This window comes from Paraburkholderia sp. Clong3, assembly GCF_050436485.1.
GTDB classification, from domain to species: domain Bacteria; phylum Pseudomonadota; class Gammaproteobacteria; order Burkholderiales; family Burkholderiaceae; genus Paraburkholderia; species Paraburkholderia tuberum.
The window spans coordinates 1,329,843-1,346,454 of sequence record NZ_JBNDMH010000002.1; the positions used below are offsets into that span (position 1 = coordinate 1,329,843).

Genomic DNA, 16,612 nt, shown 5'->3' on the forward strand with positions numbered 1-16,612 from the left:
CCAAGCATGCTGTCGAAACTCACGAACTGGCTGGGCGCACGGCGTCGCGAGCGCGCGCTGCGCGACTACGCGATCGACGATTCCTTGTGGCAGGCGACACTCGCCGGCCTACCCTTTCTCACGCATCTGGAAGCGCCCGATCTCGCGCGGCTGCGCGAGATGACGAGTCTCTTCCTCGCGCAGAAGGAGTTCTCGACCGCGCACGAGCTCGAGCTGACCGATGCGATGACGGTCGGCATCGCCGCGCAGGCGTGCCTGCCGGTGCTGAACCTGAGCCTCGATCTGTATCGCGACTGGGTCGGCGTGATCGTCTATCCGGGCGAGTTCGTGATCCGCAAGACCGTTGAGGACGAAGATGGCGTCGTGCACGAGATCGAACACGACGCCAGCGGCGAGGCGTGGGAAGGCGGCCCGGTGGTGCTGTCGTGGGAAGACGCGCAGATGACCGATGGCAGCGACGCATACAACGTCGTGATCCACGAGTTCGCGCACAAGATCGACATGCTCAACGGCGAAGCGGATGGCCACCCGCCGCTGATGCGCCGCTGGCACGCGCCGCTCGATGCGCAGACATGGGCCGATGTGTTCGACCATGCATACGATCACTTCTGTGCGAAAGTCGACGCGGTGCCCGAGCGACGCTGGGCGCGTTTCGAACGCGAGTCGCTGATCGATCCGTATGCGGCGGACCATCCGTCGGAATTTTTTGCCGTATGCAGCGAGGCGCTGTTCGTGCGGCCCCAAGCGTTCGAGGCGGAGTATCCGGAACTGTACCGACTGCTCGCGCGCTACTACCGGCAAGATCCAGCGCGCGTCGGTTTGACGTTCACGCCCCTTTGAGACGCCGCGAATGTGGGTGCCGCTTGCGCCGCAAGAGAATCCGCTGGCAGAAAAATCGCCAAGCGACTGATTTTCTGGCATAATCGCGGTTTTTCGACCGTAGGCAAGTGGCTCGCGCCTGAAGGCAGTCCCATTCGAGGCTGCACGCGGGTTGGCTACCGCCAGATTAAAGGAAAGACCATGAAAGAAGGCATTCACCCGAATTACCGCGAAGTCCTGTTCGTCGACATGTCGAACGACTTCAGGTTCGTGACGCGCTCGACCATCCAGACGCGCGAAACCGCGGAATTCAACGGCAAGACCTACCCGCTCGCGAAGATCGAAGTGTCGTCGGAATCGCATCCGTTCTACACCGGCCAGCAAAAGATCATGGACACGGCCGGCCGCGTCGAGAAGTTCAATAAGAAGTTCGGCGCACGTGCTTCGGGCAAGGCAGTAAAGTAATACCGCAACGGTGCCGGCTACCGGCCGGCAACGGAGCAAACAGAAAGGGCAGCGCGAGCTGCCCTTTTTTGTCGCCTGCGCTTGTGCGCCCGCTGGGTCGCACGCCGCGCTTTCGCGACACTGTGTTACAGCTTGTCCATTGACGTTGCCGGGCGTTACCGGCCGTGACGTGCATCGCACGGCACGACTACAATGCCGGATGCTCGAAACGGGCCCTCGCGCCCTGACCTGCCGGGCCGCTCCGGCTGCATCGTTTATCCAGACTCCACACACCGCATGAGACCTGTCGTTCGCCTCACCGCCTCTGCGACCAGTGCGTTGCCGCGCTGGCTGCTGCTGGCCATCTGTATCGTCTACGCCTCGTTCGGCCTGTTCGGCCGCGATCCGTGGAAGAACGAGGACGCAGCCGGCTTTGGTGTGATGTGGACGATGGCGAACGGCGGCGCGCACGATTGGCTGCTGCCGAATCTCGTCGGCAAATATCTGACTGAGGACGGCCCGCTCGGCTACTGGCTCGGCGCGAGTGCGATCCGCATCCTCGCACCGTGGGTCGACGCGAGCAACGCGTCGCGCGTGTTCACGGGCCTGATGTTCTGCGCGGGCTGTGCGTTCGTCTGGTACGCCGCGTATCTGCTCGGCCGGCGCGCCGAAGTGCAGCCATTCAAATATGCGTTCGGCGGCGAGCCGGAACCGCGCGACTATGGCCGCACGCTCGCCGATGGCGCACTGCTGATCCTGCTCGCGTGCTTCGGCCTCGCCGAGCGCGGTCACGAGACCACGCCGCAGCTCGCGCAGTTCGTCTGCATCGCGATGCTCGTGTACGGCCTCGTGCGCATGATCGACAAGCCGATTCAGGGCGCGCTGATCTGGGGTCTCGCGATCGGCCTCGTCACACTCGCGAGCAGCCCGGTGCTGGTCGGCGCGCTGCTGCTCGGCACGCTCGCGATGACGCTGATCGTACGCGAAACGCGATCGCGCTGGCTGCTGCTCGCGGGTCTGCCCGTGGCGCTCGTGCTCGCGGTGTCGTGGCCGATCATCGCGCTCACCGCGTTCCCGGACGACGCTGTCTGGTATCTGAACCAGTGGCTGCACGTGAGCCTGAGTTCGTTCGCGGGCCCGCCCGGCTCGGTCGCCGCGTATGCGCTGAAAAACCTGCCGCTCTTCACATGGCCCGCCTGGCCACTCGCGCTGTGGTCGTGGTTCAGCTGGCAGGGACTGCGGCGCGCGCCGCACGTGGCGATTCCGCTGTCGGTGATCGGGCCGCTGTTCGTGCTCGTCGTGCTGCAAAGCCATCAGTCGAACCGACTCTACATGCTGCTGCTGCCGCCACTTGCGGTACTCGCCACTTTCGCGCTGCCGACGCTCAAGCGCGGCGCGATCAACGCGATCGACTGGTTCGCGCTGCTGAGCTTCACGATCCTCGGCAGCTTCGTATGGCTCGTGTATGTGGCAGGCCTGACCGGCTTTCCGCATCCGCTCGCGCGCAATCTCGCGCGACTCGCGCCCGGCTTCGTGCCGCAGTTCAAGATTCTGTCGTTCGTGTGCGCGGTCGCGGTGACCGTGTGCTGGTTCCTGCTGGTGCGCTGGCGCCTCGCGCGTCATCCGAAGGTGCTGTGGCGCAGCGTCGTGCTGTCGAGCGCCGGCACCACGCTGATGTGGGTGTTGCTGATGACGCTGTGGCTGCCGGTCGTCAACTACAGCCGGACCTATCGCGACGTCGCGCAGCAGATCGCCGCCCACTTGCCCGATGACTACACGTGCATCGCGCCGGTGCGCCTAGGCAATGCGCAGATCGCGACATTCGCGTATTTCGGCGACATGCATTTCTCGTTCAACCAGGACTGCGACGTAATCCTGCGTCAGGACTCGCAGGACTACGGCAACCCGAGCGCGATGCCCGACTACATCTGGAAGCTCGTGTGGGAAGGCCGCCGCGCGGCGGACCGCGACGAGCGCTTCCGCCTGTACGTGCGCATCGACCGTCCCAAGCCGCCGCCCGGCAAGCGCCGCAACTGGCACAAGAAGCGCGACTGACCATGTTCGCCGACGTACGGAAGATCGCCGCGCTCGCGTGGCCCGTATTGATCGGCCAGTTGGCCATCATCGCGTTCGGCGTGATCGACACGGCGATGGTCGGGCGCTACTCGGCCGTCGATCTGGCCGCGCTCGGCCTCGGCTCGTCGATCTACGTCTCGGTCTATATCGGCCTGACCGGCATCCTGACCGCGCTGCAGCCGATCACCGCGCAACTGTACGGCGCGCGTCGCTACGGCGAGATCGGCGAAGAGGTCCGCCAGTCATGGTGGCTTGCTGCCGCGCTGACCGTGATCGGCTTTCTGATCCTGTTCTTCCCCGGAGCGCTGCTGGCGTTGTCGCGGGTGCCCGACGCGCTGCACGAGCGCACGCTCGCGTACCTGCGGATTCTCGCGTTCGGGCTGCCCGCCGGCCTCGCCTTCCGGGTCTACGGCTCCGTTGCCAATGCGCTCGCCAAACCGCGGCTCGTGATGTTCCTGCAGATCGCCGCGCTGCTGCTGAAAATTCCGCTCAATACCTGGTTCATTTTCGGCGGCCTCGGCGTGCCCGCGCTGGGCGGTCCGGGCTGCGCGCTCGCGAGCACGCTGCTCAACTGGGCACTCGCGGCGCTCGGCATGCTGCTGCTCGCGCGCGTCGACGATTTCAAGGCACTCGGCATCTTCACGCACTTCTGCTGGCCGGTCTGGAAGCGCCAGGCCGCGCAACTGCGGCTCGGTATTCCAATGGGGCTGTCGTATCTGATCGAGGTCACGTCGTACACCTTCATGGCGCTTTTCATCGCGCGTTTCGGCACGACGACGCTCGCCGGGCACCAGATCGCCGGCAACGTCGGCGCGGTGCTCTATATGACGCCACTGTCGATCGGCATCGCGTCGTCGACGCTGGTCGCGCAGGCGCTCGGCGCGCATCGGCCGCAGGCGGCGCGCACGCTGTCGCGTCACGGCATCGCGATGGCGGTTGCGATCGCGTGCTGCTATGGCGCGCTCGTGCTCGTGCTGCGGCCGTATATCGTCGACGGCTATACGACGAACGCGCAGGTGGCGGCGAAGGCGTTGCCGCTGGTGCTGATCGTCGCCTGCTACCACCTGTTCGACGCGTTGCAGATCTCGACCGCGTTCGTGCTGCGCGCCTACAAGGTCGCGGTCGTGCCGACCATCATCTATGCGGTGGCGCTGTGGGGAGTCGGGCTCGGCGGCGGCTATGCGCTCGGCTTCGATACGACCGGCCTCACGCCGCCCTGGCTGACCGGCGCGCGCGGCTTCTGGGTCGCGAATACCGCAAGTCTCGCGATTGCCGGGCTCGGCTTGCTCGTGTACTGGCGATTCGTGAGCCAGCGCTATTTGCGCGAGGCTGCGGCGGCGCTGGTTGATTCGGCTGTTTGAGGGGATGGAGGGTTGGGAAGGCCACGAATAGCACCGACCGGACCGTCAGTTGCGCCCAAGCCGGAGTGAGAGACGACCTGTTCTGCATCCGCCTTTCCGTTCCCCACGCAGCTCAGCCCGCTCACGCCGCGTATGCGGCCTGCCCCTCCCGATCCTTGGCCTCGAAAATTTCCCGCGCCGCGAACAGCGCATTGAGCGCGGCCGGAAAGCCCGCATAAAGCGCCATCTGCATGAACACCTCGACGATCTGCTCGCGCGTGCAGCCGACGTTCAGCGCCGCCTCGATATGTACCTTCAGCTGCGGCTGCGCGCAGCCGAGGGTCGCGAGCGATGCGATCGTCGCAATCTCACGCGTGCGCAGATCGAGCTGCGGCCGGCTGTAGATGTCGCCGAAGCCGAATTCAATCAACAGGCGTCCGAATTCCGGCGCGACGGGCGCGAGCGCGGCGATTACCTGCTCGCCCGCCGAACCGTCGATTTCCCTGAGCTTGTCCCAGCCCCGCGCGTAGCGGTCGTTGTGTGCGTAGTCCATTGCGAGTCCTTATCGGGGTGTGAGGGCGACGAGGCTTCGTCGTCCTGTCGTGCCGGGTCGGGCTCAAGCGCGCCGCTCGTGGCCGCCTCGTAGTACGCGATCTTGTCGTCGATCGCGCCGAGGTTGCTCTGCAGATCGGCGATCCGCGCGAGCAGCGCGGTGCGATGCGCAACCAGCAGGTCGCGGCGTGCGCGCATCGTCGGATGGCCTTGCGCGCGCAGCGCGGCGATCTGCTGCATGCCGGAGATCGACATGCCCGTTGCCTTCAGACGCATCACGAAGCACAACCAGTCGAGATCGGCCGGCGAGTACAGCCGATGCCCCGTCTGCGTGCGTCCGACCGGCCGGATCAGGCCGGCCTGTTCGTAATAGCGCAGCGTGTGCGTGGACACGCCGATCGTTTCGGCGACCTGACCGATGGTGAGCGCGGTTGAGTGTTTCGACATGACGGACTCAGGTTAGGACTTCGAGTGCACTCTAAGTCAAGCGTCGGACGCTGTCATTCCTTTGTGTTGCTCATTCTTTATCGCAGACGAGTTATCGCGACCGATATCGACCGATAAATTCACCGGCACTGCATGCCGCTAAAAGCTTTAAATATTGTGTGGCGGATTTACTTGTCATCAATCGATCGGTATAAATCGTCCGCTATCTCAAATCGGGCCTGCGATTTGTCCTATGCTTAAACGCAGCGCCCGCTGACAGGATAGGTCGTCCGTTCCCGGCTAACTTTTTGCCCTCAATGGAGTGCTTGCCATGCTGAAGAAGCTTTTCATGCTTTGCGTCGCTGTGGCTTTGTTGCTGTCGGCCGGATTTGCCGCGGCCGTGGAAGTGAATACCGCCGATCAGGCCGCGCTCGAATCGGTCAAGGGCATCGGCCCCGTGCATGCGAAAGCGATTCTCGACGAACGCGCCAAAAACGGCCCGTTCAAGAACGCCGACGATCTCGCCGCGCGTGTGAAGGGCATCGGCCAGAAATCGGTCGAGAACCTCGAAGCGGCCGGACTGACGATCAACGGCTCGTCGGCACCGCCGACCGGCGCGAAGACGTCCACCAAGTCGGCCACGAAGACCACACCGGCGGCTCCCGCGGCAACCACCGCCGCCGCGCCCGCTGCCACGACGGCAGCGCCGGCCGCGGCTGCCCCCGCCTCGGCCGCGAAGCCGTCGAAGTCGAAGAAGAAGGACAAGGCCGCAGCATCCGAAGCGGCAGCCGCTTCGGCTCCGGCCGTCGCGGCTAGCGCACCGGCCGACGCGTCCGGCACCAAGGCTTCGAAGAAGAAAGCGAAGAAGAGCAAGGCGGCATCCGCCGCGGCTGCGTCCGGCGCATGATGCCGGCGGGGCTGCCGCCCTGCGTTTCACCGCGACACGCAACCGCGCGTCGACGTCACCCGCCCGGCCGTCATACGCGCCGGCATTGAAGAGAGACCGTCATGAGCCTACTCGACACCATCGGTTCCCTGCTTGGCAAATCGCCAGAAGGCGGCGGCCAGCAAGCGCTGATCGCCGCCGCGCTCGAATTCGTCAACAACCAGCCTGGTGGCCTGAACGGCCTGATCCAGCGCTTCCAGGAAAAGGGCCTCGGCGACGTCGTGTCGTCGTGGGTCGGCAATGGCGAAAACCAGCCGATCGCACCCGACGCGCTGCATAACGTGCTGGGCTCGGAAGCCGTGACCGGTCTCGCCGCCAAGGCCGGCGTCCAGCCGGATCAGGTGACGGGTCTGCTGTCGCAGATCCTGCCGCACGTCGTCAACGCGGCCACGCCGGAAGGCGAAGTGCCGGCCGATGGCAAGCTGAACGCGACCACGGTGCTCGGCGCGCTCGGCGGCCTGTCGGCGCTGCTCGGCAACAAGGGCAACGCTTAAGCACGCTGTGCGCCATGCGCTGGCGGCTTGCAGAGACCTTCGCTCCACGGTGATGCCACCGGTTTGAAATCGGCGGGCAAAAGAAAACCGGCAACGAAGTCACCTTCGTTGCCGGTTTCTTAACGTTGGCGGGAACGACTCGCCTGCCGTCGTCCCTTCGCGTCATCAAGCCATCGCCTTCAGTGCACGACGCGCTCGAACAGCAGCTTGCCGTCGTGCACTTCGACCGGAATTACATCCTTCGGACCGAACTTGCCGGCCAGAATCAGCTTCGCGATCGGGTTCTCGATCTCCTGCTGGATCGCGCGCTTCAGCGGCCGCGCACCGAACAGCGGGTCGTAGCCGACCTTGCCGATGTGCTCGAGCGCCGCGTCCGACACCACCAGCTGCATGTCGAGCTTCGCGAGCCGCTCGTGCAGACGCTGCAACTGGATCCGCGCGATCGACTGGATGTTCGAGCGATCGAGCGCGTGGAACACGACGACGTCGTCGATCCGGTTCAGGAACTCGGGCCGGAAGTGCAGCTTCACCTCTTCCCACACGGCGTCCTTCACGGCTTCCTGCGGCTCGCCGACCATCGCCTGGATGACCTGCGAACCGAGGTTCGAGGTCATCACGATCACCGTGTTCTTGAAGTCGACGGTGCGGCCCTGGCCATCGGTCATGCGGCCGTCGTCGAGCACCTGCAGCAGCACGTTGAACACGTCCGGATGCGCCTTCTCGATTTCGTCGAGCAGGATCACGCTATACGGCTTGCGGCGCACGGCCTCGGTCAGATAACCGCCCTCCTCGTAGCCGACGTAACCCGGCGGCGCGCCGATCAGACGCGCGACGCTGTGCTTCTCCATGAACTCGCTCATGTCGATACGGATGAGATGCTCTTCCGAATCGAACAGGAACGACGCCAACGCCTTGCACAGCTCGGTCTTGCCGACGCCGGTCGGCCCGAGGAACAGGAACGAGCCATACGGACGGTTCGGGTCCGACAGACCCGCGCGCGAGCGGCGAATCGCATCGGCGACCGCGCTGATCGCCTCGTCCTGGCCGACCACGCGCTCATGCAGCTTCGACTCGATCTGCAGCAGCTTTTCGCGCTCGCCCTGCATCATGCGCGACACCGGAATGCCGGTGGCCCGCGACACGACCTCGGCGATTTCTTCCGCGCCGACCTGCGTGCGCAACAGACGCGGACGCTTCGGACTGTTCTGCTCCTCGGCCTCGGCGCGCGTGACTTCCTTCAGCTGCGCCTCGAGACCCGGCAGCTTGCCGTACTGCAACTCGGCCACCTTCTCGAGCTTGCCCTCACGCTGCAGACGCACGATTTCCGCACGCGTCTTCTCGATCTCTTCCTTCAGCTGCGCGCTGCCTTGCACCGCCGCTTTTTCCGCGGTCCAGATTTCATCGAGGTCCGAATATTCGCGGTTGAGCCGCTCGATTTCCTCTTCGATCAGCTGCAGACGCTTCTGCGATGCTTCGTCCTTCTCCTTCTTCACCGCTTCGCGTTCGATCTTCAACTGGATCAGACGACGGTCGAGCCGATCCATCTCCTCCGGCTTCGAGTCGATTTCCATCTTGATCTTCGACGCGGCTTCGTCGACCAGATCGATCGCCTTGTCGGGCAGGAAGCGGTCCGTGATGTAACGATGCGACAGCTCGGCGGCCGCGACGATCGCCGGGTCGGTGATGTCGACGCCGTGGTGCAGCTCATAGCGCTCCTGCAGACCGCGCAGGATCGCGATGGTCGCCTCGACCGACGGCTCGTCCACCAGCACCTTCTGAAAACGGCGCTCGAGCGCGGCATCCTTTTCGATGTACTTGCGGTATTCGTCGAGCGTGGTCGCGCCGACGCAATGCAGCTCGCCGCGCGAGAGCGCCGGCTTCAGCATGTTGCCCGCGTCCATCGCGCCTTCGGCCTTGCCGGCGCCGACCATCGTGTGAATCTCGTCGATGAAGACGATGGTTTGCCCTTCGTCCTTCGCGATGTCGTTGAGCACCGCCTTCAGGCGCTCCTCGAACTCGCCGCGATACTTGGCGCCCGCGAGCAGCGCGGCCATGTCGAGCGACAGTACGCGCTTGTTCTTCAGCGTTTCCGGCACTTCTCCGTTGACGATGCGCTGCGCGAGCCCCTCGACGATCGCGGTCTTGCCGACGCCCGGCTCGCCGATCAGCACCGGGTTGTTCTTGGTGCGGCGCTGCAGGATCTGAATGGAACGGCGGATTTCGTCGTCGCGGCCGATCACGGGGTCGAGCTTGCCTGCGCGGGCGCGCTCGGTCAGGTCGATCGTGTATTTCTTCAGCGCTTCACGCTGGCTTTCGGCGTCCTGGCTATGCACCTGCGAGCCACCGCGCACCGCGGCGATCGCGGTTTCGAGCGCCTTGCGCGACAACCCATGCTCGCGCGCGAGACGGCCGGCCTCGCCTTTGTCGTCGGCGACCGCGAGCAGGAACATTTCGCTCGCGACGAACGTGTCGTTGAGCTTCTGCGCTTCCTTGTCGGCCTGGTTCAACAGACCGGTCAGTTCGCGGCCGATCTGCACGTTGCCATCGGTGCCTTGCACTTGGGGCAGCCGCGTGACCGCGTCGTTCAGTGCGGTTTGTAGAGGTTGTACATGCACGCCGGCGCGCGACAGCAGCGAGCGAGCGGAGCCGTCCTGCTGCGCGACGAGTGCCCCGAGCACGTGGACGGGTTCGATGTACTGATTGTCGTGGCCAACCGCCAGACTCTGGGCGTCCGCGAGCGCTTCCTGGAATTTAGTGGTGAGTTTGTCGATTCTCATCAAGAGACCTCCAATTTCGATTACCACCAAAATGAGGCGTTTTATTAGGGTTTCAAGCGCTTTTTTGGCCTCGGTCGCAACTATTTAACATTTGAGCGCAAGAACTGCCGCGATCCTTCCCCAGTGGCGCGGCCGGGCGGGTTTGCGCACCCGGGAGCCGGCCGGATGTTCTAGTTCTTGTGGCCCAGCGTCGCCGGACTGCCGCCGCGCGTGCTATCCGAGACCACCGTAATCGGCAGCGGCACCATCTGAATCGTGGAGCCTAACCCGAGCAACGCCGCGAGCGGACTTTTCGGTTGCGCGACTTCGCCGATCGTAAAACGATCGAGCTCGGCGAGAAAAGCGAGGTTCGCCGCCTGCAACGCGCCACGCAGCCGGCACTGCGTCGTGATGACGCAAGGCCGCTGTTGGCCCTGCCGGTCCGGCAGACAGCCGACCAGCGCAAAGTCGCTTTCCGTGACCCGCACCACGTCGCCGACGCTCAGCGACAGCGATTGCGCGCCGAGCCGCAAGCCGCCGTTGCGGCCGCGCACGGTTTCGACCCAGCCGAGCTCGCCCAGCTGCTGCACGACCTTCATCAGATGGTTCTTCGAGATGCCGTAGGCTTGCGAAATGTCCTGAATCGTCGATAATCCGTCGCCCCGCACCGCGAGGTACAGCAGCACGCGCAGCGCGTAATCCGTATAGTCGGTAAGTCTCATAGGTCCCGGTATAGCTTGAAAGGCTGCGAGCAAGTGCCTTGAACGTCCCGATAACCGCGTCGACGCAAGAGTTGCCGGGAACGAGCGCTACGCCCTAACATGACTGGCGGGCATGACTGGCCGGCGGGCGACGTTCCGCGAATCGCGTTGCAAAACTGTTTCGGATAGCAATAGTAGCTTTTTCCGCATCAACCGTTTGTTAGAAAAACGGGGGGTCAAGGTTCAGTTCAGCCGTCATCGGCAACCGCAATTTTCTGGAATCCGCATGAATCCGTCTTTCCCCGCCGCGCCGCCGGTCGAACGCGCGGCCGAACCCACCGACGCCAATATCGGCGACCTCGTCTATGGCTTTTACGATCGCGTGCGTGCCGACCCGCTGCTCGGTCCGGTCTTCGACGCGAAGCTCGCGGGCCGGTGGGACGACCATCTGCCGAAGATGTGCACATTCTGGAGCAGCCTCGTGCTCGGCGCGAAGCAGTATCGCGGCAACGTGCAGCAGGCGCATCAGCCGCTCGAAGGCATCGAGCCGCAGCATTTCAGCCGCTGGCTGTATCTGTTCCTCGATACGGTCGAATCGCGCTATCAGCCGGCCGCGGCGGTCCGTTTCATGGAGCCGGCGCTGCGGATCGCGCAGAGTCTGCAACTGAGCCGTTTCGGCTGGGATTACAAGATCCCGCCGGAGCAGCAGGCGCTGCTCGAGCGGGTGGCGCCGAAGCGTCGGCCGCGAGATGGCGACGTTGAAGACGATGGCGAGCATCCGTCGCGGCCGGCTGGGGAGCCGTTCCCGGTGCCGATCATCGGACGCTCGCGGGACGAGTGAACGTCGGCCGGCGCCGACGCCCCTCACACAAAGACGCCGCGTGCGCCGTCGCAACTCCGCGGCCCGCGACCCGTTTACTCCGGAGTCCGATTTCCCGAATCGATTCCCCAGCGCGCGAGCGCGGCATCGTCGGTCACGCGCGCGTCGACCCAGCGCTCGCCCGCGTCGGTTTTCTCCTTCTTCCAGAATGGCGCTTCGGTCTTCAGATAGTCCATCACGAATTCACACGACGCAAACGCGTCGCCGCGATGCGCGGCCGTCGTCGCAACGAGCACGATCTGATCGAGCGGATACAGCTTGCCGACGCGATGCACGATCAGCACCTCGATGCCCGGCCAGCGTTCGCGCGCACGCTCGACGATCGCCTCGAGCGACTTCTCCGTCATGCCCGGATAATGCTCGAGCTCCATCGTCTCGACCGCGCTGCCCTCGTTGAGATCGCGCACGGTGCCGACGAAGCACGCGAGCGCGCCGATCCTCGGATTGCGCGCGCGCAGCGCGGCCACCTCGGCGCTGAGGTCGAAGTCTTCGGTCTGGACGCGAACGGGCATGGACGGCTCCTGAGGGCTTTTGTCGCTGGCGTGAACGTGATGTGCGAGAGCGCGGTTCAGCCGCCGGTGACGGGCGGAAAGAACGCGACCTCGCAGCCCTCGGTGATGCGAGCGCTCGCGCCGGTCATCACGTGGTTGCAGGCCATGCGCAGCGCGCGGCCTTCGGCGAGCGTCTCGGCCCAGATGCCGCCACGCACGCGCAGCCACGCGCGCACATCGCCGACGGTCGCGATGCCGTCGGGCACCTCGACGCTTTCGGCGGACGTATTGAGCGCTTCACGCACGCTCGCAAAGTATCGGAGTTCAATCTTCATCGGGATACCGCCGGTCTACGCCGCGCATGCCGCGGACGACCGGCCTCAGTTCAACAGTTCGGAAAACGGAATGAAGCGCACGGTTTCGCCGGCGCTGATCGCGTGGTTCGGCGGATTGTCGATCAGACCGTCGCCCCACACGGTCGACGTCAACACGGCCGAACTCTGATTGGCAAACAGATCGAGCCCTCCCGCCACGTTGACGCGCGCGCGCAGGAACTCGTTGCGGCGATCGGCCTTGCCCTGCGTGAAGTCCGCGCGCAGCGACAGCGCGCGCGGCGCGACCGCCTGCACGCCGGCCAGCCGCAGTACGAACGGACGCACGAACAGCAGGAACGTCACGAAGCTCGACACCGGATTGCCGGGCAGGCCGATGAAAAACGTTTCGGCCGGCTCGCCCCCATTTGCACCACCCGCACCACCCGCACCACGCCGCACCGCGCCGAACGCGAGCGGCTTGCCCGGCTTCATGGCGATCTGCCACATCGACAGACGCCCTTCGGCCTCCACCGCCGGCTTCACGTGATCCTCCTCGCCGACCGACACGCCGCCGCAGGTGAGAATCAGATCGTGCGCTTCGGCGGCTTCTCGCAGCGTCGCGCGGGTCGCGTCGAGTTGATCGGCGACGATGCCATAGTCGGTCACGTCGCAGCCGAGCTTCTCGAGCAGGCCGCGCAGCGTGAAGCGATTCGAGTTGTAGATCGCGCCGGGCTTCAGCGGCTCACCGGGCATCGTCAGTTCGTCGCCGGTGAAGAATACGGCGACTTTCACGCGGCGGCGCACCTCGAGCCGCGCGCATCCGACCGACGCGGCAAGTCCCAACGCCTGCGGCGTGAGCCGCGTGCCGGCCGGCAGGATCACCGAGCCCACGCGAATATCGGCGCCCTGTGCGGTGATCCACTCGCCCGCCTGCGGCCGATGCACGATCGTCACCTCGTCGCCAGCCGCCTCGGTCTGCTCCTGCATCACGACCGCGTCCGCGCCGGCGGGCACCGTCGCGCCGGTGAAGATGCGTGCCGCGCTGTTGGGCGCGAGCGGCGTCGGCGCATGGCCGGCCGGAATGCGTTGCGAGACCGGCAGGCGGCTGCCGTGCGCGAGATCGGCGATGCGGACCGCGTAGCCGTCCATCGCGCTCGTGTTCATCGGCGGCACGTCGAGCGGCGACGTGACGTCGGTGGCGAGCACGCGATTCAGCGCGTCGAGCGTCGGCAGCGTTTCGATACCGTCGAGCGCGCGCGCGGCGTCGAGCAGGATCGCCAGCGCATCGGCAGTGGCGAGCATCGGGGCGCGGGGCGTGGGTGTGGACATCTGGAGGGTGGAAGCCGCAGGTTAAAAGAACATTGTAGCGGCCGATGCCGTTAGCCTGGGCGGCCGGGCGTTATGGGGAGCTTTTGGTGTTTTTCGATGCGTGGCCGCGGAGGGTGCGGCCAGCGTTTTCTCGTAGTGCGGGCGTGAGCGTCGATCAACGTGAAGCGACGCGGCATCCCGCGTGAGCCGTAAAACGGCTCACGCGGCCCGCTCGCCCTTATTCGCCGGTATTCGCGACGATGAAGTCCTTCACCCGCTGCGCATCCGCGGACACGACCTCGAAGCGCTGCGGCAGCGACTCGAGCCCCGAGAACGCCGCCGGCCGCTCCGGCTCGCGCAGCAGCGCCTCGCGGATCGTCTCGCCGAACTTGATCGGCTGCGCGGTCTCGAGCACGATCATCGGAATGCCGGGCTGCAGATGCTCGCGCGCGACCTTCACGCCGTCGGCCGTGTGCGTGTCGATCATCGTGTCGTAACGCTGGAACACGTCGCGGATCGTGTCGACGCGGGTGTCGTGGCTGCTGCTGCCCGACACGAAACCGAACTCCCTTACGCGCGCGAAGTCGCCACTTGCCGCGAGATCGAAACCGCCCTTCTCCTCGACGTCGCGGAACAATTGCAGCACGCGCGCCGGATCGCGGCCGAGCAGGTCGTACACGAAGCGCTCGAAGTTCGATGCCTTCGAGATGTCCATGCTCGGGCTGCTCGTGTGATACGTCTCGGCCGCCTTGCGTACGCGGTAAATACCAGTGCGGAAGAACTCGTCGAGCACGTCGTTCTCGTTGGTCGCGACGACGAGCTTCTCGATCGGCAGACCCATCATGCGCGCGATATGACCCGCGCACACGTTGCCGAAGTTGCCCGACGGCACCGTGAACGACACGCGCTCGGCGTTCGACTTCGTCGCGGCAAAGTAGCCCTTGAAGTAATAGACGACCTGCGCGACGACCCGCGCCCAGTTGATCGAATTGACCGTGCCGATCTTGTACTTCGCCTTGAACGCGTGATCGTTCGACACCGCCTTCACGATGTCCTGCGCGTCGTCGAACACGCCTTGCACCGCGAGGTTGAAGATGTTCGGGTCTTGCAGGCTGTACATCTGCGCGGTCTGGAACGCGCTCATCTTTTTGTGCGGCGACAGCATGAACACGCGGATGCCCTTCTTGCCGCGCATCGCGTATTCAGCGGCGCTGCCGGTGTCGCCCGACGTCGCGCCGAGAATGTTCAGCGTTTCGCCATGCTTCGCGAGCGCGTACTCGAACAGGTTGCCGATCAGCTGCATTGCCATGTCCTTGAACGCGAGCGTCGGACCGTTCGACAGTTCGAGCAGCGACAGCGGCGCGCCGTCTTCGACGCCGAGCGTCTTCAGCGGCGTGATCTGCGCGGCGCTTTCGTCGTCGCGCACGTTGCAGTAGGTCGCGGCCGTATAGGTCTTGCGCGTCAGTGCGCGCAGATCGTCGGCGGGAATGTCGTCGCAGAACTTCGACAGGATCTCGAAGGCGAGATCCGCGTACGGCAGCGTGCGCCAGCGCGTGAGTTCGTCCGCGGTGACCCGCGGATAGTCGGCCGGCAGATACAGGCCTCCGTCTTTCGCGAGACCGCCGAGCAGGATCTCGGAGAAGGTATGGCGCTCGCCGGCTCCGGCGCCGCGCGTGGAGAGGTAGTTCATAGTTCGGCCTAGTTCAGCGCTTCCATGCGCAGCTTCGTGACTTGCGAGACGACGGTCTCGAGCGCCTCGATCGACCTGATCGCGGCATTGACCTGCTTTTCGACCGTCTCGTGCGTGATCAGCAGAATGTCGGTTTCGCCCTTGCCGTTCGCGTCGACGAGCTCCGATTCCTTTTGCAGCAGCGCGTCGATCGAAATGCCGGTGTCCGCCAGAATGCGCGTGATGTCGGCGAGCACGCCGGTCACGTCGGCGACGCGCAAACGCAGGTAGTAGCCGCTCGTGACTTCTTCGATCGGCAGGATCGGGGTGTTCGACAGGCTGTCCGGCTGGAATGCCAGATGCGGCACGCGGTGCTCGGGGTCGGCCGTGTGCAGACGCGTCACGTCGACGAGATCGGCGACCACGGCGGAAGCCGTCGGCTCGGCGCCCGCGCCCTTGCCGTAGTACAGCGTCGTGCCGACCGCGTCGCCATGCACGACGACCGCGTTCATCGCGCCTTCCACATTCGCGAGCAGGCGCTTTTCCGGAATCAACGTGGGGTGCACGCGCAGCTCGATGCCCTTGTCGGTGCGTCGCGTGATGCCGAGCAGCTTGATGCGGTAGCCGAGCTCCTCGGCGTATCTGATGTCGATCGCGGCGAGCTTGCTGATGCCTTCGACGTACGCGCGGTCGAACTGCACCGGCACGCCGAACGCGATCGCGCTCATGATCGTCGCCTTGTGCGCCGCGTCGACGCCCTCGATGTCGAAGGTCGGGTCGGCTTCCGCGTAGCCGAGCTCCTGCGCGGCCTTCAGCGCGGTCGCGAAATCGAGCCCACGGTCACGCATCTCCGACAGGATGTAGTTCGTCGTGCCGTTGATGATGCCCGCGATGTACTGGATGCGGTTCGCCGTCAGCCCTTCGCGCAGTGCCTTGATGATCGGAATGCCACCCGCCACCGCCGACTCGAACGCGACCATCACGCCGTTCGCGCGCGCCGCCTCGAAAATCTCCGTGCCATGCACCGCGAGCAGCGCCTTGTTGGCGGTGACCACGTGCTTGCCGTTGTTGATCGCGCGCAGCACGAGGTCGCGCGCGATACCGGTGCCGCCGATCATTTCCGCGACGATCGCGATCGAAGGATCGTCGACGACCGCGTTGAAGTCATCGGTCAGCGCCACGCTGCCGGCTTCGCCGCCGAGCGCCGCGGTCGCCTTGGCCGGGTTGCGCACGGCAATGCGCGCAATCTCGATGCCGCGACCCGCGCGACGTTTGATTTCTTCCTGATTGCGGCGCAGTACCGTGAAGGTCCCGCTGCCTACCGTGCCGAAGCCCAGCAGTCCAACTTTGATCGGTTCCATGCAGCGTGTGTTTCTAGTAGAGGTTTGAAAAGGGT

The 16,612-nt window shown here is 65.1% G+C and carries 16 protein-coding genes; 7 read left to right on the forward strand and 9 right to left on the reverse strand.

Going from position 1 to position 16,612, the window contains the following annotated elements:
* Nucleotides 1-6: 6 nt before the first annotated feature.
* The 4 genes from OKW30_RS10365 to OKW30_RS10380 all read left to right on the forward strand — a co-directional run bounded on the left by OKW30_RS10365 (nucleotide 7) and on the right by OKW30_RS10380 (nucleotide 4,700).
* The gene (locus tag OKW30_RS10365; RefSeq protein WP_429346646.1) at nucleotides 7-840 is read left to right on the forward strand and encodes a zinc-dependent peptidase; all 834 of its coding nucleotides are present in this window, start codon (nucleotides 7-9) and stop codon (nucleotides 838-840) included.
* A gap of 180 nt (nucleotides 841-1,020) precedes the next feature.
* Nucleotides 1,021-1,284 (forward strand): type B 50S ribosomal protein L31, encoded by a 264-nt coding sequence (locus OKW30_RS10370; protein WP_090804621.1) that lies wholly within the window; start codon nucleotides 1,021-1,023, stop codon nucleotides 1,282-1,284.
* 276 nt (nucleotides 1,285-1,560) lie between these two features.
* Nucleotides 1,561-3,318, forward strand: a complete 1,758-nt coding sequence (locus OKW30_RS10375) for an ArnT family glycosyltransferase (protein ID WP_184063708.1) — start codon at nucleotides 1,561-1,563, stop codon at nucleotides 3,316-3,318.
* 2 nt (nucleotides 3,319-3,320) lie between these two features.
* Nucleotides 3,321-4,700, forward strand: a complete 1,380-nt coding sequence (locus tag OKW30_RS10380) for an MATE family efflux transporter (protein ID WP_184063711.1) — start codon at nucleotides 3,321-3,323, stop codon at nucleotides 4,698-4,700.
* Nucleotides 4,701-4,821: 121 nt separating this feature from the next.
* Here the strand turns inward: OKW30_RS10380 and OKW30_RS10385 are convergent, their stop codons facing one another.
* Both OKW30_RS10385 and OKW30_RS10390 read right to left on the reverse strand, forming a co-directional pair.
* Nucleotides 4,822-5,232 (reverse strand): carboxymuconolactone decarboxylase family protein, encoded by a 411-nt coding sequence (locus OKW30_RS10385; protein WP_090804613.1) that lies wholly within the window; start codon nucleotides 5,230-5,232, stop codon nucleotides 4,822-4,824.
* Nucleotides 5,151-5,678, reverse strand: coding sequence for a MerR family transcriptional regulator (locus tag OKW30_RS10390; protein ID WP_184063717.1), 528 nt, complete (start codon nucleotides 5,676-5,678; stop codon nucleotides 5,151-5,153). Before OKW30_RS10390 ends, OKW30_RS10385 begins: the two co-directional genes overlap by 82 nt.
* 310 nt (nucleotides 5,679-5,988) lie before the next feature.
* Between OKW30_RS10390 and OKW30_RS10395 the strand changes: the two genes are divergently transcribed.
* Together OKW30_RS10395 and OKW30_RS10400 are read left to right on the forward strand one after the other, a co-directional pair.
* The gene (locus tag OKW30_RS10395; RefSeq protein WP_429346647.1) at nucleotides 5,989-6,564 is read left to right on the forward strand and encodes a ComEA family DNA-binding protein; all 576 of its coding nucleotides are present in this window, start codon (nucleotides 5,989-5,991) and stop codon (nucleotides 6,562-6,564) included.
* Nucleotides 6,565-6,665: 101 nt separating this feature from the next.
* On the forward strand, nucleotides 6,666-7,097 hold the full coding sequence (locus OKW30_RS10400; protein WP_018418148.1) for a YidB family protein: 432 nt from the start codon (nucleotides 6,666-6,668) through the stop codon (nucleotides 7,095-7,097).
* 179 nt (nucleotides 7,098-7,276) lie between these two features.
* On the opposite strand, the gene clpB is transcribed toward OKW30_RS10400, so the two are convergent.
* Both clpB and OKW30_RS10410 read right to left on the reverse strand, forming a co-directional pair.
* Nucleotides 7,277-9,874: an ATP-dependent chaperone ClpB gene (gene clpB, locus OKW30_RS10405; RefSeq protein ID WP_184063726.1), complete on the reverse strand. Its 2,598-nt coding sequence runs from the start codon at nucleotides 9,872-9,874 to the stop codon at nucleotides 7,277-7,279.
* Nucleotides 9,875-10,044: 170 nt separating this feature from the next.
* Entirely contained in the window at nucleotides 10,045-10,575 is a 531-nt protein-coding gene (locus tag OKW30_RS10410; protein ID WP_184064880.1) for an Rrf2 family transcriptional regulator, read from the reverse strand.
* A gap of 265 nt (nucleotides 10,576-10,840) precedes the next feature.
* On the opposite strand from OKW30_RS10410, the gene OKW30_RS10415 reads away from it, so the two are divergent.
* Nucleotides 10,841-11,395: a group III truncated hemoglobin gene (locus tag OKW30_RS10415; RefSeq protein WP_429346648.1), complete on the forward strand. Its 555-nt coding sequence runs from the start codon at nucleotides 10,841-10,843 to the stop codon at nucleotides 11,393-11,395.
* Nucleotides 11,396-11,469: 74 nt separating this feature from the next.
* On the opposite strand, the gene OKW30_RS10420 is transcribed toward OKW30_RS10415, so the two are convergent.
* The 5 genes from OKW30_RS10420 to OKW30_RS10440 all read right to left on the reverse strand — a co-directional run bounded on the left by OKW30_RS10420 (nucleotide 11,470) and on the right by OKW30_RS10440 (nucleotide 16,577).
* Nucleotides 11,470-11,946, reverse strand: a complete 477-nt coding sequence (locus tag OKW30_RS10420; RefSeq protein ID WP_090804601.1) for a molybdenum cofactor biosynthesis protein MoaE — start codon at nucleotides 11,944-11,946, stop codon at nucleotides 11,470-11,472.
* 56 nt (nucleotides 11,947-12,002) lie between these two features.
* On the reverse strand, nucleotides 12,003-12,260 hold the full coding sequence (moaD, locus tag OKW30_RS10425) for a molybdopterin converting factor subunit 1 (RefSeq protein ID WP_184063732.1): 258 nt from the start codon (nucleotides 12,258-12,260) through the stop codon (nucleotides 12,003-12,005).
* A gap of 45 nt (nucleotides 12,261-12,305) precedes the next feature.
* A complete protein-coding gene (locus tag OKW30_RS10430) occupies nucleotides 12,306-13,541 on the reverse strand; it encodes a molybdopterin molybdotransferase MoeA (RefSeq protein ID WP_429346649.1) in 1,236 nt (411 codons plus the stop codon).
* Nucleotides 13,542-13,785: 244 nt separating this feature from the next.
* Nucleotides 13,786-15,237, reverse strand: a complete 1,452-nt coding sequence (thrC, locus tag OKW30_RS10435; protein WP_429346650.1) for a threonine synthase — start codon at nucleotides 15,235-15,237, stop codon at nucleotides 13,786-13,788.
* Between the two features lie 8 nt (nucleotides 15,238-15,245).
* Nucleotides 15,246-16,577 carry a homoserine dehydrogenase gene (locus tag OKW30_RS10440; RefSeq protein WP_184029020.1) on the reverse strand — a complete coding sequence of 444 codons (1,332 nt, stop codon included), beginning with the start codon at nucleotides 16,575-16,577 and terminating at the stop codon, nucleotides 15,246-15,248.
* Between the last annotated feature and the right edge of the window lie 35 nt (nucleotides 16,578-16,612).

Bases quoted from the DNA above. Each gene is read 5' to 3' on its own strand.
- OKW30_RS10365 (WP_429346646.1), top strand. From the start codon at position 7: ATGCTGTCGAAACTCACGAACTGGCTGGGCGCACGGCGTCGCGAGCGC.
- OKW30_RS10370 (WP_090804621.1), top strand. From the start codon at position 1,021: ATGAAAGAAGGCATTCACCCGAATTACCGCGAAGTCCTGTTCGTCGAC.
- OKW30_RS10375 (WP_184063708.1), top strand. From the start codon at position 1,561: ATGAGACCTGTCGTTCGCCTCACCGCCTCTGCGACCAGTGCGTTGCCG.
- OKW30_RS10380 (WP_184063711.1), top strand. From the start codon at position 3,321: ATGTTCGCCGACGTACGGAAGATCGCCGCGCTCGCGTGGCCCGTATTG.
- OKW30_RS10385 (WP_090804613.1), bottom strand. From the start codon at position 5,232: ATGGACTACGCACACAACGACCGCTACGCGCGGGGCTGGGACAAGCTC.
- OKW30_RS10390 (WP_184063717.1), bottom strand. From the start codon at position 5,678: ATGTCGAAACACTCAACCGCGCTCACCATCGGTCAGGTCGCCGAAACG.
- OKW30_RS10395 (WP_429346647.1), top strand. From the start codon at position 5,989: ATGCTGAAGAAGCTTTTCATGCTTTGCGTCGCTGTGGCTTTGTTGCTG.
- OKW30_RS10400 (WP_018418148.1), top strand. From the start codon at position 6,666: ATGAGCCTACTCGACACCATCGGTTCCCTGCTTGGCAAATCGCCAGAA.
- clpB (WP_184063726.1), bottom strand. From the start codon at position 9,874: ATGAGAATCGACAAACTCACCACTAAATTCCAGGAAGCGCTCGCGGAC.
- OKW30_RS10410 (WP_184064880.1), bottom strand. From the start codon at position 10,575: ATGAGACTTACCGACTATACGGATTACGCGCTGCGCGTGCTGCTGTAC.
- OKW30_RS10415 (WP_429346648.1), top strand. From the start codon at position 10,841: ATGAATCCGTCTTTCCCCGCCGCGCCGCCGGTCGAACGCGCGGCCGAA.
- OKW30_RS10420 (WP_090804601.1), bottom strand. From the start codon at position 11,946: ATGCCCGTTCGCGTCCAGACCGAAGACTTCGACCTCAGCGCCGAGGTG.
- moaD (WP_184063732.1), bottom strand. From the start codon at position 12,260: ATGAAGATTGAACTCCGATACTTTGCGAGCGTGCGTGAAGCGCTCAAT.
- OKW30_RS10430 (WP_429346649.1), bottom strand. From the start codon at position 13,541: ATGCTCGCCACTGCCGATGCGCTGGCGATCCTGCTCGACGCCGCGCGC.
- thrC (WP_429346650.1), bottom strand. From the start codon at position 15,237: ATGAACTACCTCTCCACGCGCGGCGCCGGAGCCGGCGAGCGCCATACC.
- OKW30_RS10440 (WP_184029020.1), bottom strand. From the start codon at position 16,577: ATGGAACCGATCAAAGTTGGACTGCTGGGCTTCGGCACGGTAGGCAGC.